Genomic DNA, 24,103 nt, shown 5'->3' with positions numbered 1-24,103 from the left:
ACTGTTCGAAGCTAGAACAATTCCTTTTTATACAGTTTCTCGTATTTGTTTGTCATAACCCTGGCATCGAAGTTGTTTTTAAAAGTAGCAGCACCGTTCAGTCTATACTTTTCGAGGATATCCGGAGATGACAATATCCTGGCTATTTCATCGGATAAGGCCTTTGGGGCTTTTGGTTTCACTAAAGAGCCGTTTATTCCGTTTGTTATGGCGGAGGCATTTCCACCTACATCTGTTGCCACAATCGGACAACGTGCAGCCATAGCCTCAAGTAGCACCATTGGCAGACCTTCCCATAAGGAGGGCAACACATAAAGGTCAAATAACTGTAAAAGTTCGGGCATATCGAGGCGTGGACCGATAAACATTACATTATCGTTTATACCCAAGGCGGAGGCCTCTTTCTTCAAATCGTTTTCCAGCGGGCCCTCTCCCGCGATAATTAGCGTTATGCCGGGGAATCTTTTGATCAGTTCGGGCATTGCCTGTAAAAGAAAGGTCAGCCCTTTCTGATCCGTCAGACGAACTCCCAGACCTATGATCGGATCGTTACCACGGATTCCCAGTTCAGACCTTTTTTTCTTCTTATCAATAACAATGTCATACTTCGATCCGTCGATGCCGTTATAGATTGTGACAATTTTCCCGGGAGAAATCTTTTCGTATCTTATCAGATTTTGAGAAGTATGCTCGGACACACCGACAACCTTGTAGACGAAATGTGACATTAGCCACTCGGCGAACATATACCTTTTCTTGTCAGGAAAATCCCGGGCGTGATCCGTGTGTATCATTGTATTCACTCCGGCAATGAGACCTCCGATAACCCCGTCAATAAAAGGCTGAGTGTTGTGGGTATGTATGATTTCTATTTGCTGCTGTCTTAATATCTTCGCGACTTTCAGAAAAGAAAAATAATCTACCCCCGTTTTTTTCTGAGGAATACAGAAAACCTTTATACCCAGTTTTTCAATTTCCGGTGTGAACGGACCGAGTTCCCTGAGACACAGGACGGAAACATCAAAATATTCCCTGTCAATGGTCCTGCAAATGTTTACAACAACCTGCTGGAGGCCGCCTATGGCAAGGTCATGGGTAATCAGCATCAGACGTCTTTTATTCATAATTTTCCCTGTGTCGTTTATAAAGGTCAGATTTTTGAGTTCTCTTCATACAAGGCCTCGATATTTTTTACCATTATGTACTGGCTGAACCTGTTTACGACTGTCCTGCGACCTGCTGAAGCGAGTTTTTTTCTTAAATCCTTATCCTTATATAACCGCTCGATTGCGTGGGCAATCTCTTCCGGGTTGCCAGGCTGTACGAAAACCCCGTTTTCTTCGGGGGTTATTATTTCTCTGACGGGCGGCAGATTTGTTGAAACAACCGGAATCTCCATGCTCATGGCCTCTGTTACGACATTTCCAAAACCTTCATAAATTGCTGATAAAACAAACACGTCAAAAAAGGACATTATCTCAGGCACATCCTTTCTTGCGCCAGTGAACATTACACTGTCAGATATTTCAAGGGTCTCACTCAATTGCTTTAAATCGGCATATTCCGGCCCGCTGCCTACAATAATCAGGAAAGCATCTTTGATATTTTCCTTTATGATTTTAAAGGCGTGCAATAAGGTTTTGAAATCCTTCTGTTCGTGAAGCCTTCCCACGGATCCAATAACAAAAGAGTTTTCAGGGATTTTAATATCAATTTCAGGAAACCCGACACTTTCTCTGGAGAACCTGTCGATATCGATTCCGTTATAAATTCTCACATACTTGTTTCTGGGCAGTCTGGTAAAACTCATGTCATATTCAAGAACTGCATCTGTTATGCACATGATCTTTCCGTTCATCTTCCCCAGTAGTTTATCCCAGAATTGTTGAAGATTGCTCCTTTTCTCAATATTGCATATTGTCGCTATCCTTGTACTTCTGCATGCAAGGATTGCAGCGATTCTACCCACCGTGTTTGCATCGGGTAATTGTGTGTGAACAATGTCGTATTTGCCCTTTTTCAGCATGCAGGCCAGCTTCAGAACAGCAAATAAATTTATTCTTAAAGGGAATGGTCTGGAAAAATCGAATACCTTTATAACTTTTACACTGATGCCAAGCCTTTCAAATTCCGGGATAAGGCTGTTATCCTCATCATAAAGGCAGTAGAAATCCAGATGGAATCTTTGTCTGTCAATATATCTTGCAACAGTCAACTGGCGGGTCTCCATACCCCCCAGACCCAGACCGGTAATAACTACAGCTACTCTGATTTTTCGGTCTGTCATGTCCTTATCTCCGAAACAAGAGTCACTCTATCCCGAAATGACGTTTAACCATATCGTCTTTTTCCTCAACAGAAAGCAGTTTGGTATCTATGCGGTTTTTACTGGAGAGCAGAAACTTCTCCATCATGCTGGTTTTCATGACGACTTTTCCTGGGTTTCCCATAACGACGGAATCATCCGGAACTTTACCCCTTACAACCGCACCTGCCCCTATTATGCAGTTTGATCCAATCTCCGTATTTGCCAGTATGATGCAATTAATCCCGATGAAGGTATTGGACCCTATCTTTATTTTGCCGAAAACACCTATGTCCGGAAACCTGTCCCTCAAGAGCCAGACCGATCCGTCATGCGTTATAAATTGCGTGCCTGATGAAACTACCACGTGATCTCCAATCTCAATAAGATAGGGTTCTGTTGAAAATTCCATTGAAAAGAGAAGACAGTCTTTTCCAATTTTAACGCCCCAAGATTTCGCCTTTTGAAGCCGCCACTCGAAAATATCTTTTTTATACAGCCTGCGCCAGTATATGCTTGTTTTGAATCTGTCGATAAGTGATATGAATTTCATAGTATTACTCCTGGGGTCATTTTTTGGAAAAACCTCTCAAAAAAATAACCGGATGGACAACAGCATTCTTCAATACCTCTTTTTCTTTGGAATTGAATATCGGAAGTACTAATATGCCCGCAATGAAGACAACAAATAACGTCAAATCCAAAAAAAGCGATAATAAAAGATTGTACTGATTTAATGATACAATCACGGAGACTCCATAAATAATTATACCCACAGTAAGCATCGAAATGGTTTTTATCCATGGCAAATGCAGGCGAAAATATCTTTGAGAAAAATAATACACCAGGCCGAATCGCACGCTGAAACCTATAATGGTAGCCAGCGCTGCGCCGTATCCATGTAACGGCGGAATCAGTATAAAGCTGAAGATTATTGTTGTGGCTGCTGCAGCAATTATGCTCCAGGCCAGATACTGAGTTTTTCCGCTATAATAAACACCGAAATTGCAGAAGGCAGTCCATATCTGAATAATATACGCCAGCACTATCAAAGGCACGATCTTGTAGGCATCCCAGAAATTGCTTTCGGACATTATCCTGAAAAAATCAAAGGAGAACAGACAGATAAGAAACCCACTGCTGATGGTTACAATATTCATTAAAAGGAAAACAGTGCCGTTGATCTCCTGAACGTCGGGTCTTCTGGCAATTTCGAACCTCTTCGGTCCCCAGACGTTGAATACCGGCTGTGCTGCAAAAACCCAGAGCACAAAGCCCAGTTTGTATCCGAGAGAATAGATGCCTACTTCAGAGAGGGTAGAGTATGCGTTGAGGAAGTATCTGTCTGAAAAGGTCAGAATGAAATCTCCCAGATTTGAAATAATCAAAGGGGCTCCATAGAGCATCATGGAGACTGCCAGCTTTTTTGAGAATCTGAACCCTACTTCCTTGAATGTATATACTATCAGCCAGGAGCCGACAATCAACGATGAAATAAGGGTACTATAAAGTACGCCCTGAATACTCATCTGTTCTATGACAACAAAGTAGATATTGAGTGAAAGCTGTAGAGCAAGTTTAATTGTTGTTATCAGGACAAAGAAAACCGGCTTCTCCTGGGCCCTTATAAATATCAGAGGTATTTCAATGAAGGCCTGGAGAAAGAAGCACATGAATATAAGCCTGAAATAGAATAAATTCTTATCACCTCCTCCGAGAATCAATCTTGAGAGTTCTCCCGAAGATAAGAATCCTATGCTGCTTGTTATGAAATATAACAGTATGAGTAGAAGCGAGACAGTCGATATTACACTGTTTCGCTCCTTTTCGTCCTCAAATCTGTAATAATAGCGGTATACTGCTGTGGATAAGCCGACGCCAGCTATTATTGAAACAACATCTATTGTCATCGTCAGAAGTTCCACTGTCCCATAATCCGATGGCGTGAGATAGCGCGTATAAATGGGTATCATTATAAAGCTGACTGCGCGGTTAAGTATCACACCAATGGCGTATATGGCCGCTTGTTTAGCTGTATTTGTGATTTCTGACATGATTATATTCTATATTTCAAAACCCGATCGGATCGGAATATTTGTTTTTCAAACGAGCAACCATAATTTCATTGTTAAAAGCTTTTTGAAAATATTTGACACTTGTTCTCTAACCTTTTCTGAGAATCGAATAGTAGATATCCTCAGTGTGTTTTATATTCTTTTCCAGGCTTAAAAAATTTTCTACCCTTTCACGCGCTTTTCTTGACATTGTCTCTCTCAAGGGCTTGTCGGTTAAAACCAGCCTGATCTTCTCGGAGAGATCTGATGGGTCTTTTGCCGAAACCAGGAAACCTGTTTCGCCGTCCTTTATGCTTTCCACGGCACCACCCAGGTTCGTTGCTATAACCACCTTGCCGAGAGACATGCCTTCAAGGATGACATGAGGAAACGGATCGGGTTCTATCGACGAGTTGATCTGAACGTCCAGTGCATTTACAATATCCGGTACGTCAGATCTGTACCCTGTGAATATAACCTTGCCGGCAAGGCCATATGCACCAATTTTCTTTATCAGCCGCTCTTTGAATCTGGTATCTTCATCGGAATTCTTCGCAACATCTCCAACGAGCAGACATTTGAAATTGGGGATATTCTTCTGCAGGATGTTGAGGCTGTCTATCAGCAATTCCTGGCCCTTCCATTCCCTGATGTTGCCAACAAGCCCTATTATATAATCATCTGGGCCTATTTTGAACTCGTCCGCAATGTCGGCTCTGGTTTTCTTCACCCTATTTCTGTAGGCGGCGGCATCAATTCCGTCATAGACTGTTTCCACCTGTTCCGGATTAAAACCCTGATCAATCAAGTTGTTTCTTATTACATCGGATACCGTAAGGACTTTTGAAAATCTTCTGGATAGAACATGAAAAAACTTGAGGTTCAATTTGTCGAACCTGAAATATGTGCGGTCATGTGTGATACAGGGTATTTTTGCCAGAAGGGCGGCAGGCAGCCATGTGTCATAACCACCGGCAACGGAATTGTTCAGGTGTATCAGGTCGATCTTGTGTTTTTTCAGGAACAAATAGCATCTCGCCACCGTCCTAATGCTAAGAATCAGATTCAGGATTTTCCGGACAGGCGTTATCTTGAAAGTTGAAAGCCTGAATTTATCCATAACGAAAGTAGCACCCTCTCTACTGAACAGATCCACCAATTGATTTGATTCATGAAATACCGTCACCGGCTCAAATGCATCACGGTTGAGGCGTTGTATCAGGTAGAGCAGGCAATAATGGGAACCTCCGATGGTGCCGTCCATGTTCTGTTCGACAAACAATATTTTTTTCTTATCCATAATATACATCCTTGTTCATTTATTTTTTCAAACAAGTATTTCCCTGTAGAGGGAATAATATGTTTCAACCATTCTCTGCATGGAGAACGACTCATGCACTCTCAAGCAGGCATTATCTCCCATTTCCCTGGCAGTATCCGGAGAGCTGATAAGTATTTCAATGGCTGCTGCAAATGATGCCGGGTCCCTGCCTTCTATAAGAAAGCCTGTTTTGTTATTTTCGATAATTTCCATAAGGCCCCCTACTGCCGGCGCGATTACAGGAAGTGAGTAGTTCATGGCCTCCAGAACGGTCATCGGGATGCCTTCATGTAGCGAGGTGTTGATGTAAATATCCAGTGATTCATAAAACTCTGCAACATCCTCGATTTGACCCGGCAATCTGAATCTGTCTCCCAGTCCATATTCATCTACTCTGGCCTTGAGGTGTTCCATCTCGGGGCCGTCGCCAGCAATTATAAATCTGATATCCGGAAATTTAGCACAGATTGACCTGGCTATTTCAGTTAGCAGAGTATAACCCTTGACCGGGACAAGTCTTCCTGCAGATCCCACTGTTAAGAATGCATGGCTTTCTTTCTTTTTTTCCATCCCCTGCACCGAGTCTATCCCATTGTAAATACGAGTCACCAGGTTTTCTGGCATGCCGAGATGCTTAATGAGATAATTGCGAAGATCATCTGAAACGGCAGCAACCTTTGAAAAGCATTTTCTTAACAGCAGCCGTTCAATTGCAGAGACGATCTTTGTGTACAAAGATACCTTTACCTCGGATATGCCGTGCACGGTCGTTACAAGCCTGGGAAATGTTACAAACGGAGCTACAATAGCTGCTAATATATTTTCTTTGTACCGGTGTGAATGAATTATCTGAGGTTTTATATTTTTCGCTGTTTTTATTAACTTATATGCAAGTGCAATAAACCCGTGTCTGTTTTCATCAATGACATAAGTTTTGATGCCCGCATCAGTGCACAGCTGATAAAGTCTCCCGTAATTGAAAAGTACCAGATGAACCTGAACTCCGGGCTTGTTCCGGAGTCCTTTGGCCAGCTGGTAGACAATGGCCTCGGCCCCGCCCCAGAGGTCCCCGGAAGCTAAAATCAGCAGGTTTATTCTTTTAGGTTCATCATGCATGTTTATTTTTGTTTCAGGATATTGACTCCGATCTCTCCTGACCGGGTTTCTGATGCATCATAAGCTGGACTGCGGTTGCCCGTCGCAATCGGAAAAACAAGTATATTTCTGCTTTCAAGTAGCGGCCTGTGGCTTCTGCGAAATGAATTCCGGCTTAACGGGGAGGTACGATCTTTTTTATTTCTTTTGCGGGATTTCCACCTACAAGAGTCATTGTAGGCACGTCCCTGGTGACAACAGAACCTGCCGCCACAACAGAGCCCATGCCGATTGTTACACCCTTCAGGATCATTGACCGCATGCCTACCCATACATTGTCTTCGATGGTTACCGGCGCGACATCCTCCTTTGTCATCTTTCTATTGTCGGTGTAATAAATCGAGTGGGAGTTGTTGTCGAAGATTACGGACTCGCCGGCTATCTGACAATTTCTGCCGATGCTCACTCTGCATTCGGCGCTTATGCCGACCTGATAGTTGATGGTTGTATTATCTCCTATTATCAGTTCAGGGCGTTCATAAAGATTGGGGGATAAAATCCATGCGTTACGGTTACCGATCCTGACATTGTCGCCGATTACAATTCTTCCGCTTCCTGAAATAAGCGGTATATCACCGTCCGTCTGCACATTCTTTCCTACGGAAGTGCATCTGCTCCTCAGCATAGGCTCATAATAGAATTTATTCAAAATCCATAACACCATGTTATGCCTTAATGTCCTTTCTGAGTACATCGCCCCTGCAAGTGCGGACGGTACTGGCACATTTACTCTCTGTATTGATTTATAGGAGTCATACAGAAATCTGTAAAAAGGATTCGATCTGCTTCTTATATTGTCAATCAATGCTTCAAGTGACATTTTCTGCTCCTGTTATAGCTTCCGCTACACGATAAATCCGTATGAATCTCCTACTTTATTAAGCATATCCAGGCGTTTTCTTAGATCAAGGTTGTTGATCAGGTAGTCTTCTCCGAACACGCCTTTATCAGCGCTTAAAGCCCGTATTTTTTCCATGTATTCATCAAGTGTTGCAATCACTTTTGCCGGATTCCCGGCGGCAACACTGTTCGGGGGTATGTCCCTGGTTACGACTGAACCGGCGCCGATGACTGCATCCGGACCAATAGTTACTTTTGGCAGTACAATCACTGAATCACCGATGAAACACCGTTCCCTTATATTGATTTTACCGATTTTCGTATATCCGAGTATTTTCTTGGTGCTGGCGTCATGAGCTATAAGCCTTACTTTAGGACAAATCGTACAATTATCTCCTATTGATATTAGAAAACAATGTGAAGGGTCAAAGAAAAAATCATCGATTATCTCTACGTTTTTGCCAATGGTAAGCCCGTTTTTAATAAGGTTATCCATGTAGTTTCGCTTTTTCCAGACAAGAAGTGCATGATATTCTCTCTTTAAATATTTGATAAACAGGTTTCCAATTTTCATACTATCCTCATTGTTTGTCCGTTATCATATCCGTGTACGTATAAGAAGGTAACAAAGGATAAATCGCATTCAGGAAATCCAGCATTTCATTTGTTATTTTTTCTTCGTTGCTTTCCAAAGGGGCCATTATGCGTACGAATGTTGCCGATGCCCTTTTGAACTGTAGCCTTCTTTTTAGGATGTTCAATCTTATTACTGACTGGCTGGTTGTTATTTCCCCTTCAACATCGAAAAAATACAGTACAACATGTTCCGAATTATTATAAATTGCCACCAGTTTATTTATTTCACAATCCCTGCCATTTAACTTTACCTTTACAGGACTCTTCTCAACGATGTTAATCCCCACTCCTCCCAGGCAGGCTTCCGGTGCGTGGAAGGCCACCATCCTGTCATCAAACCATACAAGCGAAAGGTTGACAGGTGAGGAATACCTGTCTGAACGGTAATTCCTCATGAACGAGTATCTGGTTTCAAGACTTTGATATACATAACCGGCCATGGGTACTTCTTCGCCCTTCCATTCGCCTATCACCATTGGGAAATCGAAAAATCTGCTGTTTTCAAGAGGCGGTTCATAACCTATTTGGGCGATAAAGCCTGCTGTGAGAAGGGTGATTGCAATAACGATGATAAATCTAATCCGCACTTTTTTCATTTTCAATCTTTCTGGAGATTATCAGTAACAGTGCAATCCCGATGATGAATACAAAAATGCCTGAACCGTCATGCAGATAGCTCTCGGGTGAAGCGGCTTCCTGACCATAACTGTTTGCAATGAAAAGGAGGATCGCTATCCTGAGGCCGTTTAATGCTATCGATATGATGGGAATGATAAAAAGAAAAATTATGGATTTCCACCAGCGGGGTCTGATGAAATAAAGGAACAGAAAACCCAGCGCGAAGTATGATATCAAAGAGCGCATCCCGTTGCATGGAGTGCCGACAACGAATGTTGAGGCCGCAAAGTTTATTTTGAACCCCTCACGGATATATGGAATACCGCTTAAATCAACAAGTTTCAGCGCGAGAGTCGTGGACAGTGATTTCATGGGAAGGGCTACCCAGTTGATTATGTTGTCGGGAACAGGGCACATGAATATCAGAAAAAGAACAGGAAAAGCTATCTTTCCTGAAAATTCCCTGCCCATGAGGTAAAGGACCGCCCCTGCTATATACAGCACCATGGAGAAGCTGGAAACGAAATTGATTACGGCAATCTCGCCTAAAACATGAATGATCAGGGCTGAAATTATAAGCCAAAGCCCCGCTAATGATGATGACGGTCTGATCGCCTTAAGTTCGCTTCTTTTGAGGTAGATCAGATAGACCGTGACAAACGGTACGAGATAGCCGTGCGAATAGTATGAATCCTGGCCTGAGAACTTGCCGTTGAGCCATAAAAAGGTCGGCAGGTAGCATAAAATGAAAGATACCGCCAGAATGCCCCAGAGGATCGGGTACTTCCCTTCTGCCCGGGTATCAGGAGGTTCTGTCATCTCTCGGACGGTGTCCATGTAACGAACCGTTCTCCCTTTAGGTATTTAATCCATGCGACCGCTATCGCCCTGTTTGAGGAGACAAAGAAATACGGGATTTTGAATACCGAAGAGAATCCGGCAAGCACCGGGCCCAATGCCGCCAAAACATAAAATAACGCATGCAGGACAAGGATCAGAAAATATAATCTTCTCTTCGTTGCGAGGATAATATTGGCGGCAAATGCGGCAGCCATGAACCACGGCACCATCCAGCGCATGAATTTGTGGGAAAACAGCTGCCATGAAAAAAAACCGTATTTAAAGGGATTCAACAGGCCAATGCTCACCATGAGGGCGGAAATGCCACGTGTGATGGTGCGCACCTTGCGATCGAATTCCTTTTTATCATCCCTGATATCCGTGTATATGCCTATGCTGTGCGGATCGCTTATGCCGCGGAAGCCTTTTTTTATTGAATTAAGAAGGGTATTGAAGTCGCTCGGGATATTAACGGGCCAGTCTTCGCATACCGTTTTCCTTGCCGCGAAGAACGAGCCGCTCAGGCCTACGACCGAATTCACCCTTGTCTCAAGCGACCTGAGCCACATCTCATATTTTACATAGGCGCCTTCGCCGCTTGCTTTGCCGTCCCTGCCGAGGAACCTGTCCTCGCTGCTGACGCTCCCGACACTTGCGTCGGCGAAGTTCGATACGATCTTCCTGATTCCGTCCCTTTCGAGCATTGTCGCCACATCGGTAAAAACTATTATATCACCTTTCGCTTCACCTATAGCGCATTTCTGGGCATACTCCTTGCCGCCTCTTTTGTCGGGTCTGACGAGCCTGAAACCGTTCGCGGAATATTTTCTCACAATATCGTCGGTGCCGTCGGTAGAGAAATCGGAAGCGAATATCACTTCGAATCTGTCCTTAGGATAGATGAGAGCAAGCGTGTTTTCTATCTTGCTTTCAATGCGCTTCTTCTCGTTATGTACCGTAATGATAAGTGACACCGTAGGCAGGTAATCAGGATCCTGCCTGACTTCCCGGTTTCTAATCATGGATATCATGTATAATGCCAGCGGGTATCCGAAATACGCATAAAATATCCCGCAGATGGACAGCCAGAAAACCGTCAGCATTAATACGTCTCCTTGATTATTGCCGCAATCGTTTGTGCAATATCAGGCGTGATGCGTTTATGCGTCGGCAGCGTAAGAAGTCTGTCCGCCACCGATCTCGACCCGGCAAGTCTTCCCGGAAGCCCGGAGATGTATGGTTTTATCTGAGGATCATCGGCTATTGCCTTCGGATACATCCTCCTGACGCCCAGACGCCTGAGTTCAGGAGAAATGTTTCTGGCACCGGCCAGAACCGGGAACCTTGTATATACAGCGATTCCGTTCTCAGGGACATTGATGCTTATATCGCCAAGGTTTTTTGAATAGACACTGGCCAGCTGCCGCCTGTGCAGATTGAGATCTGAAATGTAATTCAGCGATAACGCCCCCAGCGCATTAATCCTTCCGGACATGCTCCTCAAGGTGAATGCCGGATCAAAAACCGTTCTGCCCAGGCCGAGGGGCAGGCGTTCCATAAGGCCGTAAATCAGAGGATATGAAAACATCCTCATTGCAGCGGTTTTCATGACCTGCGATCTTCCTTTTCCGGAAGTCTTTGGATTTATTTGTTTCAGTATTTCGGAATGTTTGCCGGTTACCGCTCCTCCGCTTCCGAGAGGCAGAGGTTTTCCCCTGCCGAAGCTGAATAATCCGAAATCACCTATTGTACCAAGGGGCTTTCCGGAAATGCTTCCCCCCAGACCTTGTGCCGCGTCTTCAATAAGCCAGACACCGCGTCTGCTTGACAAGTCTCTGATATCTTCCATCTGCATCGGGATTCCGAACAGATGCTGCACCAGTATTGTAAGCGTATTTCCGCCCAGGTTTTCCTCTATGGATTCAATATCGGGCGCCAGTGTCACCGGGTCGATGTCATAAAGTCTTATCGCAAGCCCTGCATTAACGACCGAAGCGGCGACCGAGTAGCACGTGTAGCCTGGTATCAGCACCTCATTTTTGTCAGGTGAAGTCTGCTTCAATGATTTCAGCAGCTCTGCAAGCAGACCCCTTCCGCTGTCGCCCAGTACCAGCCGGGGAACTCTCAGGTATGACGAGAGCTCTTTTGAAAATTCAGGCGCCTGGCCGCTCATGGCCTGCAGTATGGCCTTTTTTGAAAGGCTTGTTTCTGCCGGTGGATACCAGAACATGTCTTTGATATTCATTATAGTGAGATATACCTTCTCAAAACAGGCCCTAAAAAATCCGCCAGTTTCTGCGGGAGTTTCGACCATGCTTCTTCAGCTTTCTTTCTCAGTTGTCCACTGAAGGCCATGCCATCCGTTTCGTCTTTGAACCCCTTGCCGTACCAGAAGAGGGGCTCCGGTTCGGCGCCCCACTGCTCCTTGAATTTGTAGGTGCCTTCGCCCGGGGTTGACCTTCCAAAGTCGAAAAACCTGAAACCGTTATCGGAGGCGTATTCCAGAAACCCCCAGTAAAGCATCATGTTGGGGCTCAAACTGTTGTATTCAGCCAGCGTCGATGCCCAGGGTATCGTTATCGTATCCCCGCAGGCAAGTATTATGCCGCCCCCTATGGCTTCTTCATCCCTGTAGACAATTCCCGTGCGGGCTTTATTTCCCATGAGTTCAAGAACCGAGCTGATCCATTTTTTTGAGTGTACCGGAGAGCCCAGGTCATGCATGTTGATCCTGAAGACATCATAAAAATCATCGAGAAGTTCAATGCCGCCCAGTCTGAAAACAAGCCCTTCCTTCCGGGGTTTTTTTATCTGGCTCCTGAGTTTTGACTTGAAACCCTCCCACAGCATATGTGAACTCTGCGGCAGCTCAAGTTTCATCCGGACCTTGTGGGAAATCACGCCCATGCCATATTTTTCTTTGAGTGCCGGGATCTCGCTTTTCGAGCGGATTTCGAGTTCTGCACCCAGGGATGATGCAAGCTCTGAAGCAAAACCGGCCAATCCGTCTGCGGTCTCGTCATCTGAGGATATGATGCCGCCGTAATCACAGAAAGGCAGAGATACGAGCAATCCCTTCAGAAACGGCGGTTTTATGAATACAAGGGGCAACGCGCCGTCTGCTTTTCCATCAGGTCCGAAAGACATTATATTGAAGGCTTTATGGCCGTACGCCTTTCTTGCCGCCCGTCCCCAGGCATAAAGCATGTATGGACCGGCAATATTTGATGAGAGGATGAATTCATCCCATATTCTGTTCTGACTGTCATTTATGAGACTGATATTTTTCATGAGAGGTTTAAACCGAATGTAATTTAAAGCTCCGCCACTAAAGGTGAAAATCATTCGACTAATTTTTTCTTTTCTGTAAAAAACACCTTCTCAGTTCAAGAGTTGTTTCTCTGCTCATCGGCAAGGACAGCGATTAACTTTATTAATTGCAGTAAGAAAAGCTATCATTGTATTTAGGTATTATGAAAGTATCAAAAAAGCGGAATAAAGTGTTCTTCGCAATAATTATCTGCCTGCTGATCGCCTTTGTTCTTCTGTTTAATCCGAATACCGGTTCATGGTCATTAAAGGAACTGATGGACTTCGGCCATGTGTTCCTGTTCGGCCTGATAGCCATTCTTGTGTTAAAGTTGATTGACAGAGGACAGGGGCTGTCCGGAAACAGGGTTAAAGCCTGGGTGATAACCATGTTTCTGGGGGGTTTTGTCGAGGTCGTTCAACTCGGCATGAAAGACAGATTCTTCGAGTTTAGTGATCTTATGAATGATGCAATAGGTGCGTTTGCCTTTCTCGCCATTTTTTCCGTCTATTCCAAGCCGTTAAGGGCCTTCACAGTGCGAATCCTGTCGGTCGTTCTTATTCTTTCAGCCGGTATCCCTTTTTATATTGTTTTCTTCGATGAGGCATATGCCAGGCTCAATTTCCCCCTCGTAAATTCATTCGAGAAGCCTTTTGAGATTTCGTTATGGCAAAAGGATAACGCCGGGATTGTCAGATCACAAAAGTTTCCGGCTGAAGGCTCCTGTTCGGCATTGGTGAGCTTTCTCCCCGGTGAATATTCCACCATATGCAAGGAAGGCTTCGTTCATGACTGGAGAGGATATAAAACTTTCAGCGCCGATATTTATCTGCCGGGAGACAGCGATTTGAGAATCACTTTAAGGATTAACGATAAGATGCATGATAACGAATTCAGTGACAGGTTCAACGGAAGAATCCTTCTCAAACCGGGCCTGAACCATATCAGTATAAACCTTGATGACATCAGAAAATCACCTGCAAAAAGGCAAATGGATATGAGCGATGTAACGAGGATATGTTTTTTTGCAGCAGGACTTTCAAAACCGGAGACTGTCTATCTGGATAATATAAGGCTTGAATAGTTGATCTGTCAAAGGCCCAGGTAAGCGGTCTTTATCCGTTCATTGTTCAGGAGTTCTTCAGATTTTCCCTCAATCGAAATCCTTCCCGTCTCCAGCACATATCCCCTGTCTGCAATTGCCAGCGCCATATTCGCGTTCTGCTCGACGAGGAATATTGTAGTGCCGTTTTCTTTGTTGATTTTTCTGATTGTGTCGAAGATGAGTTTGACAAGGACAGGTGCGAGCCCCAGGGAAGGTTCGTCAAGGAGCAGGAGTTTCGGTCTGCCCATAAGCCCTCTTGATATGGCCAGCATCTGCTGCTCGCCTCCCGACAGTGTGCCTCCCGGCTGTCCCCTGCGCTCGGCCAGCCTCGGGAAGAGTGAAAAGATATAGTCCATATCCTGTCTGATTGCCGTCCTGTCTTTTCTCAGGTATGCGCCCATGTCCAGGTTTTCCCCGACAGTCATTTCCGGGAATATCCTGCGGCCTTCCGGCACCTGGACAATCCCTAGGCCGAATATTTTGTCAGGGGCGAGCCCCTTTACCGATTCTCCCATGAAAACAATATCACCGCCTCTCGGCGGCACGATCCCGCAGATTGACATGAGAGCCGTTGACTTGCCAGCGCCGTTTGCACCTATCAGCGTGATAATCTCACCTTTGTTTATATTCAGGCTTATGCCTTTGAGCGCCTGAATTCCGCCGTAATAAGTGCTCAGGTCATTTATCTCAAGCATCGAATTCCTCTCCGAGATATGCCTTGATGACCTTCGGATTAGAGGCTATTTCCGCTGGCGTCCCCTGGGCGATCATCTGGCCGTAGTCGATTACATACACCCTGTCCGATATGCTCATCACGAGCTTCATATCGTGTTCTATAAGCATTATCGATATGCCGTCTTCATCGCGGATCGTTTTTATCAACTGGTCCAGCTCTTCGGTCTCCTTCGGGTTCATCCCTGCTGCGGGTTCGTCCAGGAGGAGCAGGAACGGTTCGGTCGCAAGCGCCCTTGCGATTTCAAGCCTCCTCTGGTCGCCGTACGGGAGCTCTCCGGCAAGGACGTTCACATTCCTTTCAAGTGAAAACCTTTTAATCGTCCGGTATGCATAATCAATAGTATCCTTGTGCTCCCTGCGCACGCTCTCTGTCCTGAATATCGCCCCGAGGATTCCAGATTTTGTCCTGCAGTGCCTTGCAACCATTACATTTTCAAGCACGGTCATCTTCTTGAAAAGCCTTATGTTCTGAAATGTCCTTGCAAGCCCTTTTTGGGTGATCTCATTCGGTTTCAGGCCGTTGAGAACCATATCAGCCCCGTCTCCGGATGATGCCGTGATGGTGCCTTTCGTGGGTTCGTATATGCCTGTTGCGCAGTTGAAGAATGTCGTTTTGCCGGCGCCGTTGGGCCCGATCAGTGCAACGATCTCACCCTTATCGACAGCCAGATTAATATCTCTCAGGGCGCTGAGGCCGCCGAACTGCATGCACAGGTTTTTTACATCAAGGACGTGGCCCATCTCAGGTGTTCTCCTTCCACCGGTAGTGCTGCCTGATACCGCTTATAATGCCCTGAGGCCTGAAGACCATCATCAGGACCATGCATGCACCGAATATTAACATCCTTATCTGCGAGATGGACTGCAGGTATTCAGGCAGCAGTATCAGTATGAAGGCACCGAGGATCACGCCGGCTATCGAACCCATGCCCCCGAGCACAACTATTGAAAGTATTATTATCGATTCCCAGAAAGTGAAGCTTGCCGGGTTGACAAACGTGGTTTTGGCTGCGAATACGCATCCCATCATGCCTGCCCATGTTGCGCCAAGGGCGAATGCGGTCAGTTTGGCCCTGGTAATGTTTATGCCCATGGACCGGCAGGCGGTTTCGTCTTCCCTCATGGCGATCCATGCCCTTCCTATGCGAGAATTTCTGAGTCTGCCAACCACGAATATTGTCAGGATCACCAGGACGATCATGATATAATAGAGGAAATCGCTTGACTGCTTCAATGTCAGTGTCTTTCCCAGAACTGAGGGCTGTGCGATATCCGCGATCCCGCTCGGGCCCATGGAGAAGCTGCTCCAGTTGTTCAGCACCAGTCTGATGATTTCGGCGAATCCAAGCGTCACAATGGCCAGATAATCGCCTCTGAGTCTCAATACGGGGAGACCCAGCAAAACCCCGAAAATGGCGGCCAGTATCGCACCTAGGGGCAGCGCAATCCAGAAGCTGATGCCGAAGTGATGGTATAAAAGCGCATAGGTGTATGCCCCTACCGCATAAAATGCCACATAGCCCAGGTCCAGCAGTCCTGCCAGGCCGACCTCTATGTTAAGCCCCAGACCAAGAACCACATACATGAGCGCCGTGGTCACAACCGAGACCTGATATCCTGAGAATACAAGAGGAAAAGCAATCGCGGCGGCTATGACAACGGCTGCCAGGAGCGGCATTAGTTTTTTCTGCTGCTTGAGCTTCAGCGCGGTGAGGTTCTGCCATGTGTTTTCGTCATCCTTTTTCTTTAGCCTCTTTTTCATAAGGTAATGCCAGAAGAAAGACAGCACAAAAGCGCATATGCCTACATATACGACATTTATCAGACGCCATGTAATGACCTTTTCAACTGTATTGACCTTGACCGCCATTATGGGGAAGGTGAGGAACATGAACCAGACCGCAACAACGAGAGAATTGAACGTTTCTTTAATGACCCTGTTCATTTCTACACCTTTTCCGAGGGTTTTCTGCCGAGCAGGCCTGACGGTCTGAATATAAGGATGAGGACCAGGAGCCCGAATGCGAATACGTCTTCATAGTCGCTTGATATGTATCCCGCGGCAAAGCTTTCGGTGCATCCGAGTATCAAAGCCCCGAGTACGGCCCCGGGGATGCTTCCGATACCTCCGAGAACCGCGGCCGTGAATGCTTTGAGTCCTGCAATGAAACCTATGTAGAAGTTTATCTGCCCGACATGTGAGGATATCAGCACCCCACCCACTGCGGCGAGCGCCGAACCGGTTATGAAGGTGACCGAGATAACCCGGTCGACGTTCACGCCCGAAAGCATGGCCATGGTCTTGTCCTGGGAGGTCGCACGCATGGCCTTTCCGATTTTCGTGAACTTGATGAAGATCGTGAGCAGTACCATCATAACCACGGTTGTCGATATTATGACAAGGTCCGAGGGCTGCATGAAGGATCGGTAATTTTCCATGAATTCGAAGTCCGGTATCAGCTGCGGAAAGCTAACGAAATCCGATGTCTGTGCCAGCAGCACATAATTCTGCAGGAATATGGACATGCCGATTGCGCTTATTAGGGGCGAAAGCCGGGGGGCATTTCTGAGCGGTTTATAGGCGATCTTCTCCACGGTATAACCGTAGGATGACGCATAGACGACGGCAATCGCACCTGCCAGGACAAGAAGAGAAAGACCGCTTATTCCGAGTAGCGCAAGGATGCTTGCAGCGATCAGGGCAGTGAAGGCCCCTATCATGTAGATTTCACCATGTGCGAAGTTAATAAGAGCGATTATCCCGTAGACCATTGTATAGCCGAGTGCGAGCAGGGCATAGATGCTGCCCCTTGTCAGACCGCTGAAGAAGAGTTCGAGAAAATATTCCATCCGCTTGAAAAAGAAAGGGGCGGATTGTCCGCCCCGTGCTGGTCTATTTAACCTGCGCGTACCTGCCGTTTTTCACGACAAAGACCGAGAACCCTATGCCCTTAGCATCGCCCTTGGCATCAAAGCTTATCTTACCCAGAGGCGTTTCGACCCACTGGGTCTTGAGCGCCTTTCCCACTGCATCATAATCTGTTGAGCCCGCTTTGCTTATCGCATTGGTAAGGGCCATGATTGCGGAGTATGCGTTCAGATAGAATGCCCCCGGGTCTGAACCGAAGCGGCTTTTATGTTTTGCAATCGCCTCCTGCGCGAGCTTGAGTTTTGTCGTATCCGTAGGGCCGGTTGCATACACCCCTTCCGCATACCTGCCCGCCACCTTGATGAAGGTGTCGTCCTTCAACCCGTCATCCGAGATGAATATGGTTTTCATGCCTTTCTTCCTCATGCCGCTCACTATCTTGGAACCTTCGGGATGATAGCCGCCGTAAATCACAACATCCACCTTTTCCCTGTTGATTCTCTGTATTATGGCCGAATAGTCCACGGCTCCCGGCGTGATGCCTTCAAACAGCTTAACCCTGCCCCCGTGCTTTTCGAGATATGCCCTGGCAAACTCCGCGACATCCTTACCATAGTCGCCCTTGTCATGAATGACGGCGAAGGTCTTGAGCTTGAGTTTGTTAACAGCGAAATCGGCCATCAGTTCTGCCTGAAGCTGGTCCGAGCCTATTGTCCTGTAAAAGTTAGGATAAGCCATTGATGTCGTCAGGTCTGTTTTGGTGGCTGATGGTGATATTGTTATTATTTTTGCATCACGGTATGTGCTCAGCGCGGTGCGTGTCGCACCCGAGCATATATGTCCGACAACGGCGACAACCTTTTCCGAAACCAGTTTCTGGGCGACATTGGTTGCCTGCTCGGGTTTGCATACGTCATCCATCTTTATGATTTCTATCTTGCGGCCGTTGATACCGCCTTTTGCGTTGATGTCATCCACCACTATCTCAACTGCATTGGCGCTTGGTATTCCGTAAGACGCAAGGTCTCCGCTGTGAGGGCCCGCAACTCCGATTCTTATAGTATCGGCACCGAAGACGGGAAGGGCGAATAATGCCGTGATGATGATTGCCAAAACAGACTTTTTCATAAGCATCCTCCTGTATGCATTTTAAAAATCCGGCTTTGAGAAAAGCTGAGCCAGCCTGAAAAATATGCATTAAATAGAAGGTGCTGTCAAAAAATATTTGCCTGTGCCTTTAAGCGTCGCATACCCTGACTGCTTTAAGATTTTTAGAAATATCCATGGCCTCATTCCATTCAGGGACGGCGGCCCTGCCTCCATACCCACGGCATGAGAGGGTGGCAACGGCTATTGCGAGCTTGACCGAATCCTTAAGGGAAAAGTTTCTGCTCAGCGCCAGCGCCAGGGCACCATGAAAATTATCCCCTGCACCCGTTGTGTCAATTATTTCCACCCTGGGGGGCCTGATATTGAATATATTGCCGTTTTCAATGAAATATGCGCCGTTTCTACCGTCGGTCATGATGAGCCGGTTAGAAACTTTCCGGGCGAGAGTCTTGATGCCCTCTATCGGGTCTGATGTTTTAAATCCCATCTTTTCATCTTTCAGGAACAGAGAGGACGGCACGAAATAATCGGCCAGGTCCATCATGTCATATATGCCTTCACGCCATCTTTCGCAGTCGTAGACGATCGGAGGCCTGTCCTTGATTGCTTTGAGTTCCGTAGCCAGGTGCGTGACCGAAGGGTCAAGAAGCAGAACACCTGCCCTCGAAATCGAAGACCTCATCATTCTGTCAAGCCTGAGATCGGGAAGGGCCTCGGATTCGTACATGAGGGTGCGCTTTCCGCTCAGGCGCGAGATGAAGACAAAAGAGACAGTAGTATGCCCGCCTTTGACAAGCCTAATCGAGCTTGTGTCGATGCCGCTTTTATTAAGAAGCTCAATACAAAACCTGCCCTCGTCATCATTGCCAATGCGGCTTATGAACTTGAGGCTTCCGCCCAGCCTCTTTATGCAGCAGCTGGTATTGCCTCCCTGACCTCCGATGTCGGAAATGCGTTTAATTATCCTTATCTTTGTATCTTCTTCCGGGTATCTTTCAATCACGCACAGATAATCGACGTTGAGGCGACCTGCTACGAGAACTTCTATTGGTTTATTCATTAATCTTCTGTCCCCCGTAAATTGAAGTGATGGCCTTAACTGTATCGTAATAGCCGATGTTGGCTGTATCCAGAAATTTTACCTTATCGATCTCGATGCGCCTTACGGGAAGCGGCCTGCTGGGTGTGATTATATGAAGCTTATGCTTTATTTCATCCGGGATGCTAGAATTGAGCTCCCGGATAGCATTGGGAGATGCCGCAGCGAGCCATATCTCATCAAACCTGTTGAGGTCGGTTGCATCCAGCGGGATGCGTCCGGTCAGTCCGCCGTCAAGGCATCTCTTTCCGCCGACAAGAGTTGATGAGAATATGCCGTTTATGAACGGCATGTGGCAGCTCGCCCTTATCGCTGTTAGAAGCGCATTTGTATCGAAATCGCCTTTGAAGCTCAGATACCTTCTCCTGAATATCCCCTTGCTCCATTCGAGAAACGGCCTTATTTCAGATACTCCTATATGAACCGTCTTGCCCGATTTCTTGAGCCCCTCGACATCGAGCCTCGGAAGGGTATCGTTCGCAATCATCCAGTCCAGGTTTTTTGAGGTATTGTTGTTAAAGAAAGGATGAATCGTAAGCTTTTCAACAGCTATCATAAGCCATGTATCAATGCCTGTTATACCCTGTCCTGCGGCATGCCAGGCCGCTCCCGTAGAGCCCACGCTGATGCCTGCGAACTCTTCGAAGTCAACGTCCGCTTCGGCCATCGCCCTCATCACTCCCGCATAATAGACGCCTCTCATGGCCCCTGATGCATAACACATAAGCCTCTTTGTTTTCACGTTGATCATGGAATTCCAATACACTGTTTTAGCATATTTTCAACCAGGTCTTTCATCCTGCGACATGCATAATTATTTGATAAAACTGGGAATCGCATCTTGACAAAACACGCCCATTGATATTAGAAGAATACCTCGACGCGGGGTGGAGCAGTCTGGTAGCTCGTTGGGCTCATAACCCAAAGGTCAGAGGTTCAAATCCTCTCCCCGCTACCAATTATAAATATCAATCCCGGAATATAATCCCAAGCAGATCTGATTTAATGTTTAGAATTAAATCTATTTGTCTACTCGTTGACGTTGTACCCATATTCAAGGCCGCCGTCGTCGGAGGTGAAATCCCGGATCACTTCAAATTGTTTTACCTTGACGGGGAATTTACGTGCAGTATCCCATTTTGCATATGTGGTTTTTTCAGTCAGTCTGGAAACAACCACGTGAACATTTACCCCGAGCGCCTCGAAATCGCTGAAGATATAGTCCTCATGCGGAAACAGCAGCCTGTTGTAGTCTCCGATCTCGGAGTTGAAATCCATCACGGTCTTATAGTTAGTCGTCTCAATTGTGATCTTCTGATTTAAAGGGATTTTCGCCGAACCTATAGCATCGGTATAAACCGCCCAGTTGTTGCGCTCAATCCTGAATATCTTTACCAGCCCGTCGTTTGTGGTCACAAAGCCGGGCTGATAAACATCCTCAACGGAATCCGGCGACATGATGATGCTCCTGACCCCGATATGCGTATTGCCGTCAAGCCTTATATCAGCGAACTTTCCCATTCCGGGAATATTCGCTTGAGACGCTTTGCCGCTCAGGGCGTTTGCCAGGTTATGCCTTCCGATCCCGGCTATGATTGACAGGTCTTTTTTGGGGTCCGCATCGGGAACGTTGACGTGATACCAACCCCACGGGAAATCGATTGATGGTGTGCCTTCCGGGAAGTTCTCGCCCCAGTTCATGTCGCAGTAGGCCCTGAAATACTCGTTCCTTTCTATGTTGTATATGGTGCTGCCGATCTTTATGAAACCTTCAACTTCCGAATCGTGCGAGTACGTATTCCAGTGTATGAGGCCAACGGCCTTTGCTATGTTCTGGATGTCATACTGCCCGTACCAGCCGTAATTCCTGTGAATGATGAGGTCCCACTCGATGTACATATCCGGGTCGCAGCCTTCGGCAAACCATACATTCGAAGGGTTCCTCATCTTCCCGCGTACATGGTATGTGTCATTATCGATTACCTTTATCTCGAAATCGACATCCTGATTGTTCCTTATGGTGATGTCAAAATTCCGTTCTGTCTTGAAGTTTTCAAAAGGATAGCGTTCGTATTTCTGGAAATTTTTACCGCTTCCCTTATCGACCATTGCAAACAGAACATATGATCCCCTGTTGGTCATGTCATTCGCGCAGTCGGACACGCTGTAGTCGAACGCAAAATAGCGCTTGCTCCTGTGATCCTTTATTGCAAAGTACCACCACTGGAAGAAAGGCTTGTCAGCGTCGAATTCCGCACCGCGATACCGCTGATGGATACTCGGCGGCTGGACTACCCCGTCCCTCTGGAGCAGTACTGTCTTCTGGGGGTCTGTAAACGGATATGCCTTCAGATCATAGGCATGGGACAAGGCAGGCAGCAAAAACAATGCAAATAAAACAAGAGCGGCTCTCTTCATAAATTATAATCTCCCCGTAATTAATTGTTATAAAAATAACTCTTAAGGCCGATGCTTAAGCCCTACTGTAAACTCTTCATTAAATAAGGCGAATAGGAACTGCCTTGTATTACCTTATCAACCGAATATGCGGTTATTTTTATTCTAAAGAAATCCACCTTGGTTCCTGCCGGAACAGTCTCAGCCAGAGTGAATGCCGCGCTGTTTTCTTTGATGCCTTTTGCAACGGGTATGCTGAGTTTTGAAGTTACCAGATCGACATCATATGTCAGCGGGTTTCCCTGGTCAGGGTTTCTGACTTTCCAGCCCACCTCTATTACTTCATTGGTTTTGTAAGCCGTTTTTTTAGGATAATTATTCACGCTTATGTTAAGCCTGGGTATTTCATAGCGGTGCATAAGCTCCCCGAAAGCGCGCCCTGATACCGGGACATTGTCCAGAGTTCCGTCGACATGTATGCTTCCTTCCCAGAAGTCACCGTTTAAGGGGAATTTGACCATCTGGTTTTTGAACTCGGGGGTCAGCGTCAGTTTTAAATTAATCGCTGGCGCTTCAAGCGTCCATCCCATGGACATGTAATTTTTACTTTCAGGATCCTGCCAGTAGCCAGTCCTGGTGAATATGGAAGTAAGACCGGGGACCGTGTAGCCGTCGGGACCGCAATACTGGATTCCGCCGTATTTCCCGCCGTAGGGAAGGTTATAGTTTCTGTCAAAGATATTGCTTATCATTATTTCTGCGCCGTTATCGAGCTGTACGCAGAACCATTCATATGTTTCAAATACCCCGAACAGTTCGACAGGCGATACCAGGAATTCTCCCCATTGATGGTCAAACCATCCAAGACCAGTGATTCTTTCGGTGATGCCGTTATAGGTAAGGACGGCATCTACATCGAGTCTGGTCAGCGAATAGTACCAGCTGTTTCCGCTTGAGCCTATCGGTACATATCCGGTTCCACCGACCATCATCGGCGGCTTTAATGATTTCAGTTGCCCTTGAATGTGCATGTCCGAATGATTGGTTTCAAATTCATATTCGAACGCGACAAGTTTTCCGCCCGAATCTTTTTTTGTTCTCATGTAGTCGGTTCCGTATTGGGTCGTTTGTTTAACATCGAGATATCCGTGTTTTGAATTCAAAAGGCCCATTGTCGTTCCGCTCTTGTGGGTCTGCTGTGTTACATTGGTGACGGTGAAAAACCTGAACTGATTGTTGAAATGCGTGACAAGAATCGAATACTTATCGCCTGTAGTCTCTCCTGTTGCATGTATGACCATATACCACCATTCAAGGCCCAGAACCGGCGCATGGGAACCCTCGTCATCAGGAAACACTATCTTTGATTCAGGATTGTTATAGGGGTAAGCTTTCCAGTTGTCTGCATGAGATGAAAAAGGAAAAAAAAGTAGAGTAATCAAAATAAGAGCGTATTTTTTCATATTATTTAGCCCCCTCATATTAAATATTATAATCTCATTAAATCTTGTTATCTTTTTATATGTCAATGAAAAATTGGCTGGCCATGTGCATTTTGCTGCGTACTTCTTCCACGCATTGATGTTGCCGTTCAATTTTGTTTAAAATGAGCGGCAAGAAGCTTAGTGTAAATTATTCCGGTTTTTTGTTTGAAGGATTCTATAAGAAGAGGGGATGTAATTCCTACCGTGAAACAGGATTAAGTGGAT

At 46.2% G+C, this 24,103-nt stretch carries 23 protein-coding genes and 1 tRNA gene; 2 read left to right on the top strand and 22 right to left on the bottom strand.

All coding sequences use genetic code 11. The annotated features are described in order from the left end of the window. Positions 1 to 11: 11 nt before the first annotated feature. From VIS94_06845 to VIS94_06785, 13 genes are all read right to left on the bottom strand, one after another. Complete coding sequence (locus VIS94_06845) at positions 12 to 1,124, bottom strand: glycosyltransferase family 4 protein (GenBank protein ID HEY9160784.1); 1,113 nt, start codon at positions 1,122 to 1,124, stop codon at positions 12 to 14. A 26-nt stretch (positions 1,125 to 1,150) separates the two neighbouring features. Continuing rightward, positions 1,151 to 2,287 (bottom strand): glycosyltransferase, encoded by a 1,137-nt coding sequence (locus VIS94_06840; GenBank protein HEY9160783.1) that lies wholly within the window; start codon positions 2,285 to 2,287, stop codon positions 1,151 to 1,153. A gap of 22 nt (positions 2,288 to 2,309) precedes the next feature. Further along, on the bottom strand, positions 2,310 to 2,858 hold the full coding sequence (locus tag VIS94_06835; protein ID HEY9160782.1) for an acyltransferase: 549 nt from the start codon (positions 2,856 to 2,858) through the stop codon (positions 2,310 to 2,312). Positions 2,859 to 2,874: 16 nt separating this feature from the next. Continuing rightward, positions 2,875 to 4,359 carry an oligosaccharide flippase family protein gene (locus VIS94_06830; protein ID HEY9160781.1) on the bottom strand — a complete coding sequence of 495 codons (1,485 nt, stop codon included), beginning with the start codon at positions 4,357 to 4,359 and terminating at the stop codon, positions 2,875 to 2,877. Between the two features lie 109 nt (positions 4,360 to 4,468). Continuing rightward, a complete protein-coding gene (locus VIS94_06825; protein HEY9160780.1) occupies positions 4,469 to 5,659 on the bottom strand; it encodes a glycosyltransferase family 4 protein in 1,191 nt (396 codons plus the stop codon). A 27-nt stretch (positions 5,660 to 5,686) separates the two neighbouring features. Next, positions 5,687 to 6,796, bottom strand: coding sequence for a glycosyltransferase (locus tag VIS94_06820; protein HEY9160779.1), 1,110 nt, complete (start codon positions 6,794 to 6,796; stop codon positions 5,687 to 5,689). A 154-nt stretch (positions 6,797 to 6,950) separates the two neighbouring features. Next, complete coding sequence (locus VIS94_06815; protein ID HEY9160778.1) at positions 6,951 to 7,655, bottom strand: acyltransferase; 705 nt, start codon at positions 7,653 to 7,655, stop codon at positions 6,951 to 6,953. 24 nt (positions 7,656 to 7,679) lie between these two features. Continuing rightward, on the bottom strand, positions 7,680 to 8,249 hold the full coding sequence (locus VIS94_06810; GenBank protein HEY9160777.1) for an acyltransferase: 570 nt from the start codon (positions 8,247 to 8,249) through the stop codon (positions 7,680 to 7,682). 7 nt (positions 8,250 to 8,256) lie between these two features. Next, positions 8,257 to 8,907 carry an EpsI family protein gene (locus VIS94_06805; protein HEY9160776.1) on the bottom strand — a complete coding sequence of 217 codons (651 nt, stop codon included), beginning with the start codon at positions 8,905 to 8,907 and terminating at the stop codon, positions 8,257 to 8,259. Then, positions 8,888 to 9,766, bottom strand: coding sequence for an exosortase/archaeosortase family protein (locus tag VIS94_06800; protein ID HEY9160775.1), 879 nt, complete (start codon positions 9,764 to 9,766; stop codon positions 8,888 to 8,890). Before VIS94_06800 ends, VIS94_06805 begins: the two co-directional genes overlap by 20 nt. After that, a complete protein-coding gene (locus VIS94_06795; GenBank protein ID HEY9160774.1) occupies positions 9,745 to 10,872 on the bottom strand; it encodes a glycosyltransferase family 2 protein in 1,128 nt (375 codons plus the stop codon). The genes VIS94_06800 and VIS94_06795 overlap by 22 nt, the downstream gene beginning before the upstream one ends. Beyond that, positions 10,872 to 12,014 carry a DegT/DnrJ/EryC1/StrS family aminotransferase gene (locus VIS94_06790; protein HEY9160773.1) on the bottom strand — a complete coding sequence of 381 codons (1,143 nt, stop codon included), beginning with the start codon at positions 12,012 to 12,014 and terminating at the stop codon, positions 10,872 to 10,874. The genes VIS94_06795 and VIS94_06790 overlap by 1 nt, the downstream gene beginning before the upstream one ends. Further along, positions 12,014 to 13,060 (bottom strand): GNAT family N-acetyltransferase, encoded by a 1,047-nt coding sequence (locus VIS94_06785; protein HEY9160772.1) that lies wholly within the window; start codon positions 13,058 to 13,060, stop codon positions 12,014 to 12,016. The genes VIS94_06790 and VIS94_06785 overlap by 1 nt, the downstream gene beginning before the upstream one ends. A gap of 209 nt (positions 13,061 to 13,269) precedes the next feature. Between VIS94_06785 and VIS94_06780 the strand changes: the two genes are divergently transcribed. Continuing rightward, a complete protein-coding gene (locus VIS94_06780; protein HEY9160771.1) occupies positions 13,270 to 14,163 on the top strand; it encodes a VanZ family protein in 894 nt (297 codons plus the stop codon). Between the two features lie 8 nt (positions 14,164 to 14,171). Here the strand turns inward: VIS94_06780 and VIS94_06775 are convergent, their stop codons facing one another. The 7 genes from VIS94_06775 to VIS94_06745 form a co-directional block, all read right to left on the bottom strand. After that, positions 14,172 to 14,879, bottom strand: a complete 708-nt coding sequence (locus VIS94_06775) for an ABC transporter ATP-binding protein (GenBank protein ID HEY9160770.1) — start codon at positions 14,877 to 14,879, stop codon at positions 14,172 to 14,174. Then, the gene (locus VIS94_06770; protein HEY9160769.1) at positions 14,872 to 15,660 is read right to left on the bottom strand and encodes an ABC transporter ATP-binding protein; all 789 of its coding nucleotides are present in this window, start codon (positions 15,658 to 15,660) and stop codon (positions 14,872 to 14,874) included. Before VIS94_06770 ends, VIS94_06775 begins: the two co-directional genes overlap by 8 nt. A gap of 1 nt (position 15,661) precedes the next feature. Beyond that, the gene (locus VIS94_06765) at positions 15,662 to 16,864 is read right to left on the bottom strand and encodes a branched-chain amino acid ABC transporter permease (protein HEY9160768.1); all 1,203 of its coding nucleotides are present in this window, start codon (positions 16,862 to 16,864) and stop codon (positions 15,662 to 15,664) included. 2 nt (positions 16,865 to 16,866) lie between these two features. Continuing rightward, positions 16,867 to 17,769 carry a branched-chain amino acid ABC transporter permease LivH gene (locus tag VIS94_06760; GenBank protein HEY9160767.1) on the bottom strand — a complete coding sequence of 301 codons (903 nt, stop codon included), beginning with the start codon at positions 17,767 to 17,769 and terminating at the stop codon, positions 16,867 to 16,869. Between the two features lie 43 nt (positions 17,770 to 17,812). Next, a complete protein-coding gene (locus tag VIS94_06755) occupies positions 17,813 to 18,916 on the bottom strand; it encodes a branched-chain amino acid ABC transporter substrate-binding protein (GenBank protein ID HEY9160766.1) in 1,104 nt (367 codons plus the stop codon). Positions 18,917 to 19,025: 109 nt separating this feature from the next. Then, positions 19,026 to 19,958: a carbohydrate kinase family protein gene (locus VIS94_06750; protein HEY9160765.1), complete on the bottom strand. Its 933-nt coding sequence runs from the start codon at positions 19,956 to 19,958 to the stop codon at positions 19,026 to 19,028. Then, complete coding sequence (locus tag VIS94_06745) at positions 19,951 to 20,721, bottom strand: patatin-like phospholipase family protein (GenBank protein ID HEY9160764.1); 771 nt, start codon at positions 20,719 to 20,721, stop codon at positions 19,951 to 19,953. The genes VIS94_06750 and VIS94_06745 overlap by 8 nt, the downstream gene beginning before the upstream one ends. A gap of 157 nt (positions 20,722 to 20,878) precedes the next feature. Between VIS94_06745 and VIS94_06740 the strand changes: the two genes are divergently transcribed. Then, positions 20,879 to 20,955, top strand: a tRNA-Met gene (locus tag VIS94_06740). A gap of 71 nt (positions 20,956 to 21,026) precedes the next feature. On the opposite strand, the gene VIS94_06735 is transcribed toward VIS94_06740, so the two are convergent. Further along, positions 21,027 to 22,415: a tocopherol cyclase family protein gene (locus VIS94_06735; GenBank protein HEY9160763.1), complete on the bottom strand. Its 1,389-nt coding sequence runs from the start codon at positions 22,413 to 22,415 to the stop codon at positions 21,027 to 21,029. A gap of 62 nt (positions 22,416 to 22,477) precedes the next feature. Next, entirely contained in the window at positions 22,478 to 23,857 is a 1,380-nt protein-coding gene (locus tag VIS94_06730; protein ID HEY9160762.1) for a lipocalin-like domain-containing protein, read from the bottom strand. Between the last annotated feature and the right edge of the window lie 246 nt (positions 23,858 to 24,103).

This window comes from Desulfomonilia bacterium, from assembly GCA_036567785.1.
Classification (GTDB): Bacteria; Desulfobacterota; Desulfomonilia; order UBA1062; family UBA1062; genus DATCTV01.
Note: the sequence above shows the minus strand (reverse complement) of the source record. Positions and strands in the feature narration are given on the sequence as shown.

What these genes read in the sequence shown, in the direction of transcription:
- VIS94_06835 (HEY9160782.1), bottom strand. Translation starts at nt 2,858, where the DNA reads ATGAAATTCATATCACTTATCGACAGATTCAAAACAAGCATATACTGG.
- VIS94_06820 (HEY9160779.1), bottom strand. Translation starts at nt 6,796, where the DNA reads ATGCATGATGAACCTAAAAGAATAAACCTGCTGATTTTAGCTTCCGGG.
- VIS94_06730 (HEY9160762.1), bottom strand. Translation starts at nt 23,857, where the DNA reads ATGAAAAAATACGCTCTTATTTTGATTACTCTACTTTTTTTTCCTTTT.
- VIS94_06795 (HEY9160774.1), bottom strand. Translation starts at nt 10,872, where the DNA reads ATGCTGACGGTTTTCTGGCTGTCCATCTGCGGGATATTTTATGCGTAT.
- VIS94_06745 (HEY9160764.1), bottom strand. Translation starts at nt 20,721, where the DNA reads ATGTGTTATGCATCAGGGGCCATGAGAGGCGTCTATTATGCGGGAGTG.
- VIS94_06845 (HEY9160784.1), bottom strand. Translation starts at nt 1,124, where the DNA reads ATGAATAAAAGACGTCTGATGCTGATTACCCATGACCTTGCCATAGGC.
- VIS94_06750 (HEY9160765.1), bottom strand. Translation starts at nt 19,958, where the DNA reads ATGAATAAACCAATAGAAGTTCTCGTAGCAGGTCGCCTCAACGTCGAT.
- VIS94_06790 (HEY9160773.1), bottom strand. Translation starts at nt 12,014, where the DNA reads ATGAATATCAAAGACATGTTCTGGTATCCACCGGCAGAAACAAGCCTT.
- VIS94_06765 (HEY9160768.1), bottom strand. Translation starts at nt 16,864, where the DNA reads ATGAACAGGGTCATTAAAGAAACGTTCAATTCTCTCGTTGTTGCGGTC.
- VIS94_06840 (HEY9160783.1), bottom strand. Translation starts at nt 2,287, where the DNA reads ATGACAGACCGAAAAATCAGAGTAGCTGTAGTTATTACCGGTCTGGGT.
- VIS94_06760 (HEY9160767.1), bottom strand. Translation starts at nt 17,769, where the DNA reads ATGGAATATTTTCTCGAACTCTTCTTCAGCGGTCTGACAAGGGGCAGC.
- VIS94_06830 (HEY9160781.1), bottom strand. Translation starts at nt 4,359, where the DNA reads ATGTCAGAAATCACAAATACAGCTAAACAAGCGGCCATATACGCCATT.
- VIS94_06800 (HEY9160775.1), bottom strand. Translation starts at nt 9,766, where the DNA reads ATGGACACCGTCCGAGAGATGACAGAACCTCCTGATACCCGGGCAGAA.
- VIS94_06755 (HEY9160766.1), bottom strand. Translation starts at nt 18,916, where the DNA reads ATGAAAAAGTCTGTTTTGGCAATCATCATCACGGCATTATTCGCCCTT.
- VIS94_06825 (HEY9160780.1), bottom strand. Translation starts at nt 5,659, where the DNA reads ATGGATAAGAAAAAAATATTGTTTGTCGAACAGAACATGGACGGCACC.
- VIS94_06815 (HEY9160778.1), bottom strand. Translation starts at nt 7,655, where the DNA reads ATGTCACTTGAAGCATTGATTGACAATATAAGAAGCAGATCGAATCCT.
- VIS94_06770 (HEY9160769.1), bottom strand. Translation starts at nt 15,660, where the DNA reads ATGGGCCACGTCCTTGATGTAAAAAACCTGTGCATGCAGTTCGGCGGC.
- VIS94_06775 (HEY9160770.1), bottom strand. Translation starts at nt 14,879, where the DNA reads ATGCTTGAGATAAATGACCTGAGCACTTATTACGGCGGAATTCAGGCG.
- VIS94_06805 (HEY9160776.1), bottom strand. Translation starts at nt 8,907, where the DNA reads ATGAAAAAAGTGCGGATTAGATTTATCATCGTTATTGCAATCACCCTT.
- VIS94_06735 (HEY9160763.1), bottom strand. Translation starts at nt 22,415, where the DNA reads ATGAAGAGAGCCGCTCTTGTTTTATTTGCATTGTTTTTGCTGCCTGCC.
- VIS94_06810 (HEY9160777.1), bottom strand. Translation starts at nt 8,249, where the DNA reads ATGAAAATTGGAAACCTGTTTATCAAATATTTAAAGAGAGAATATCAT.
- VIS94_06785 (HEY9160772.1), bottom strand. Translation starts at nt 13,060, where the DNA reads ATGAAAAATATCAGTCTCATAAATGACAGTCAGAACAGAATATGGGAT.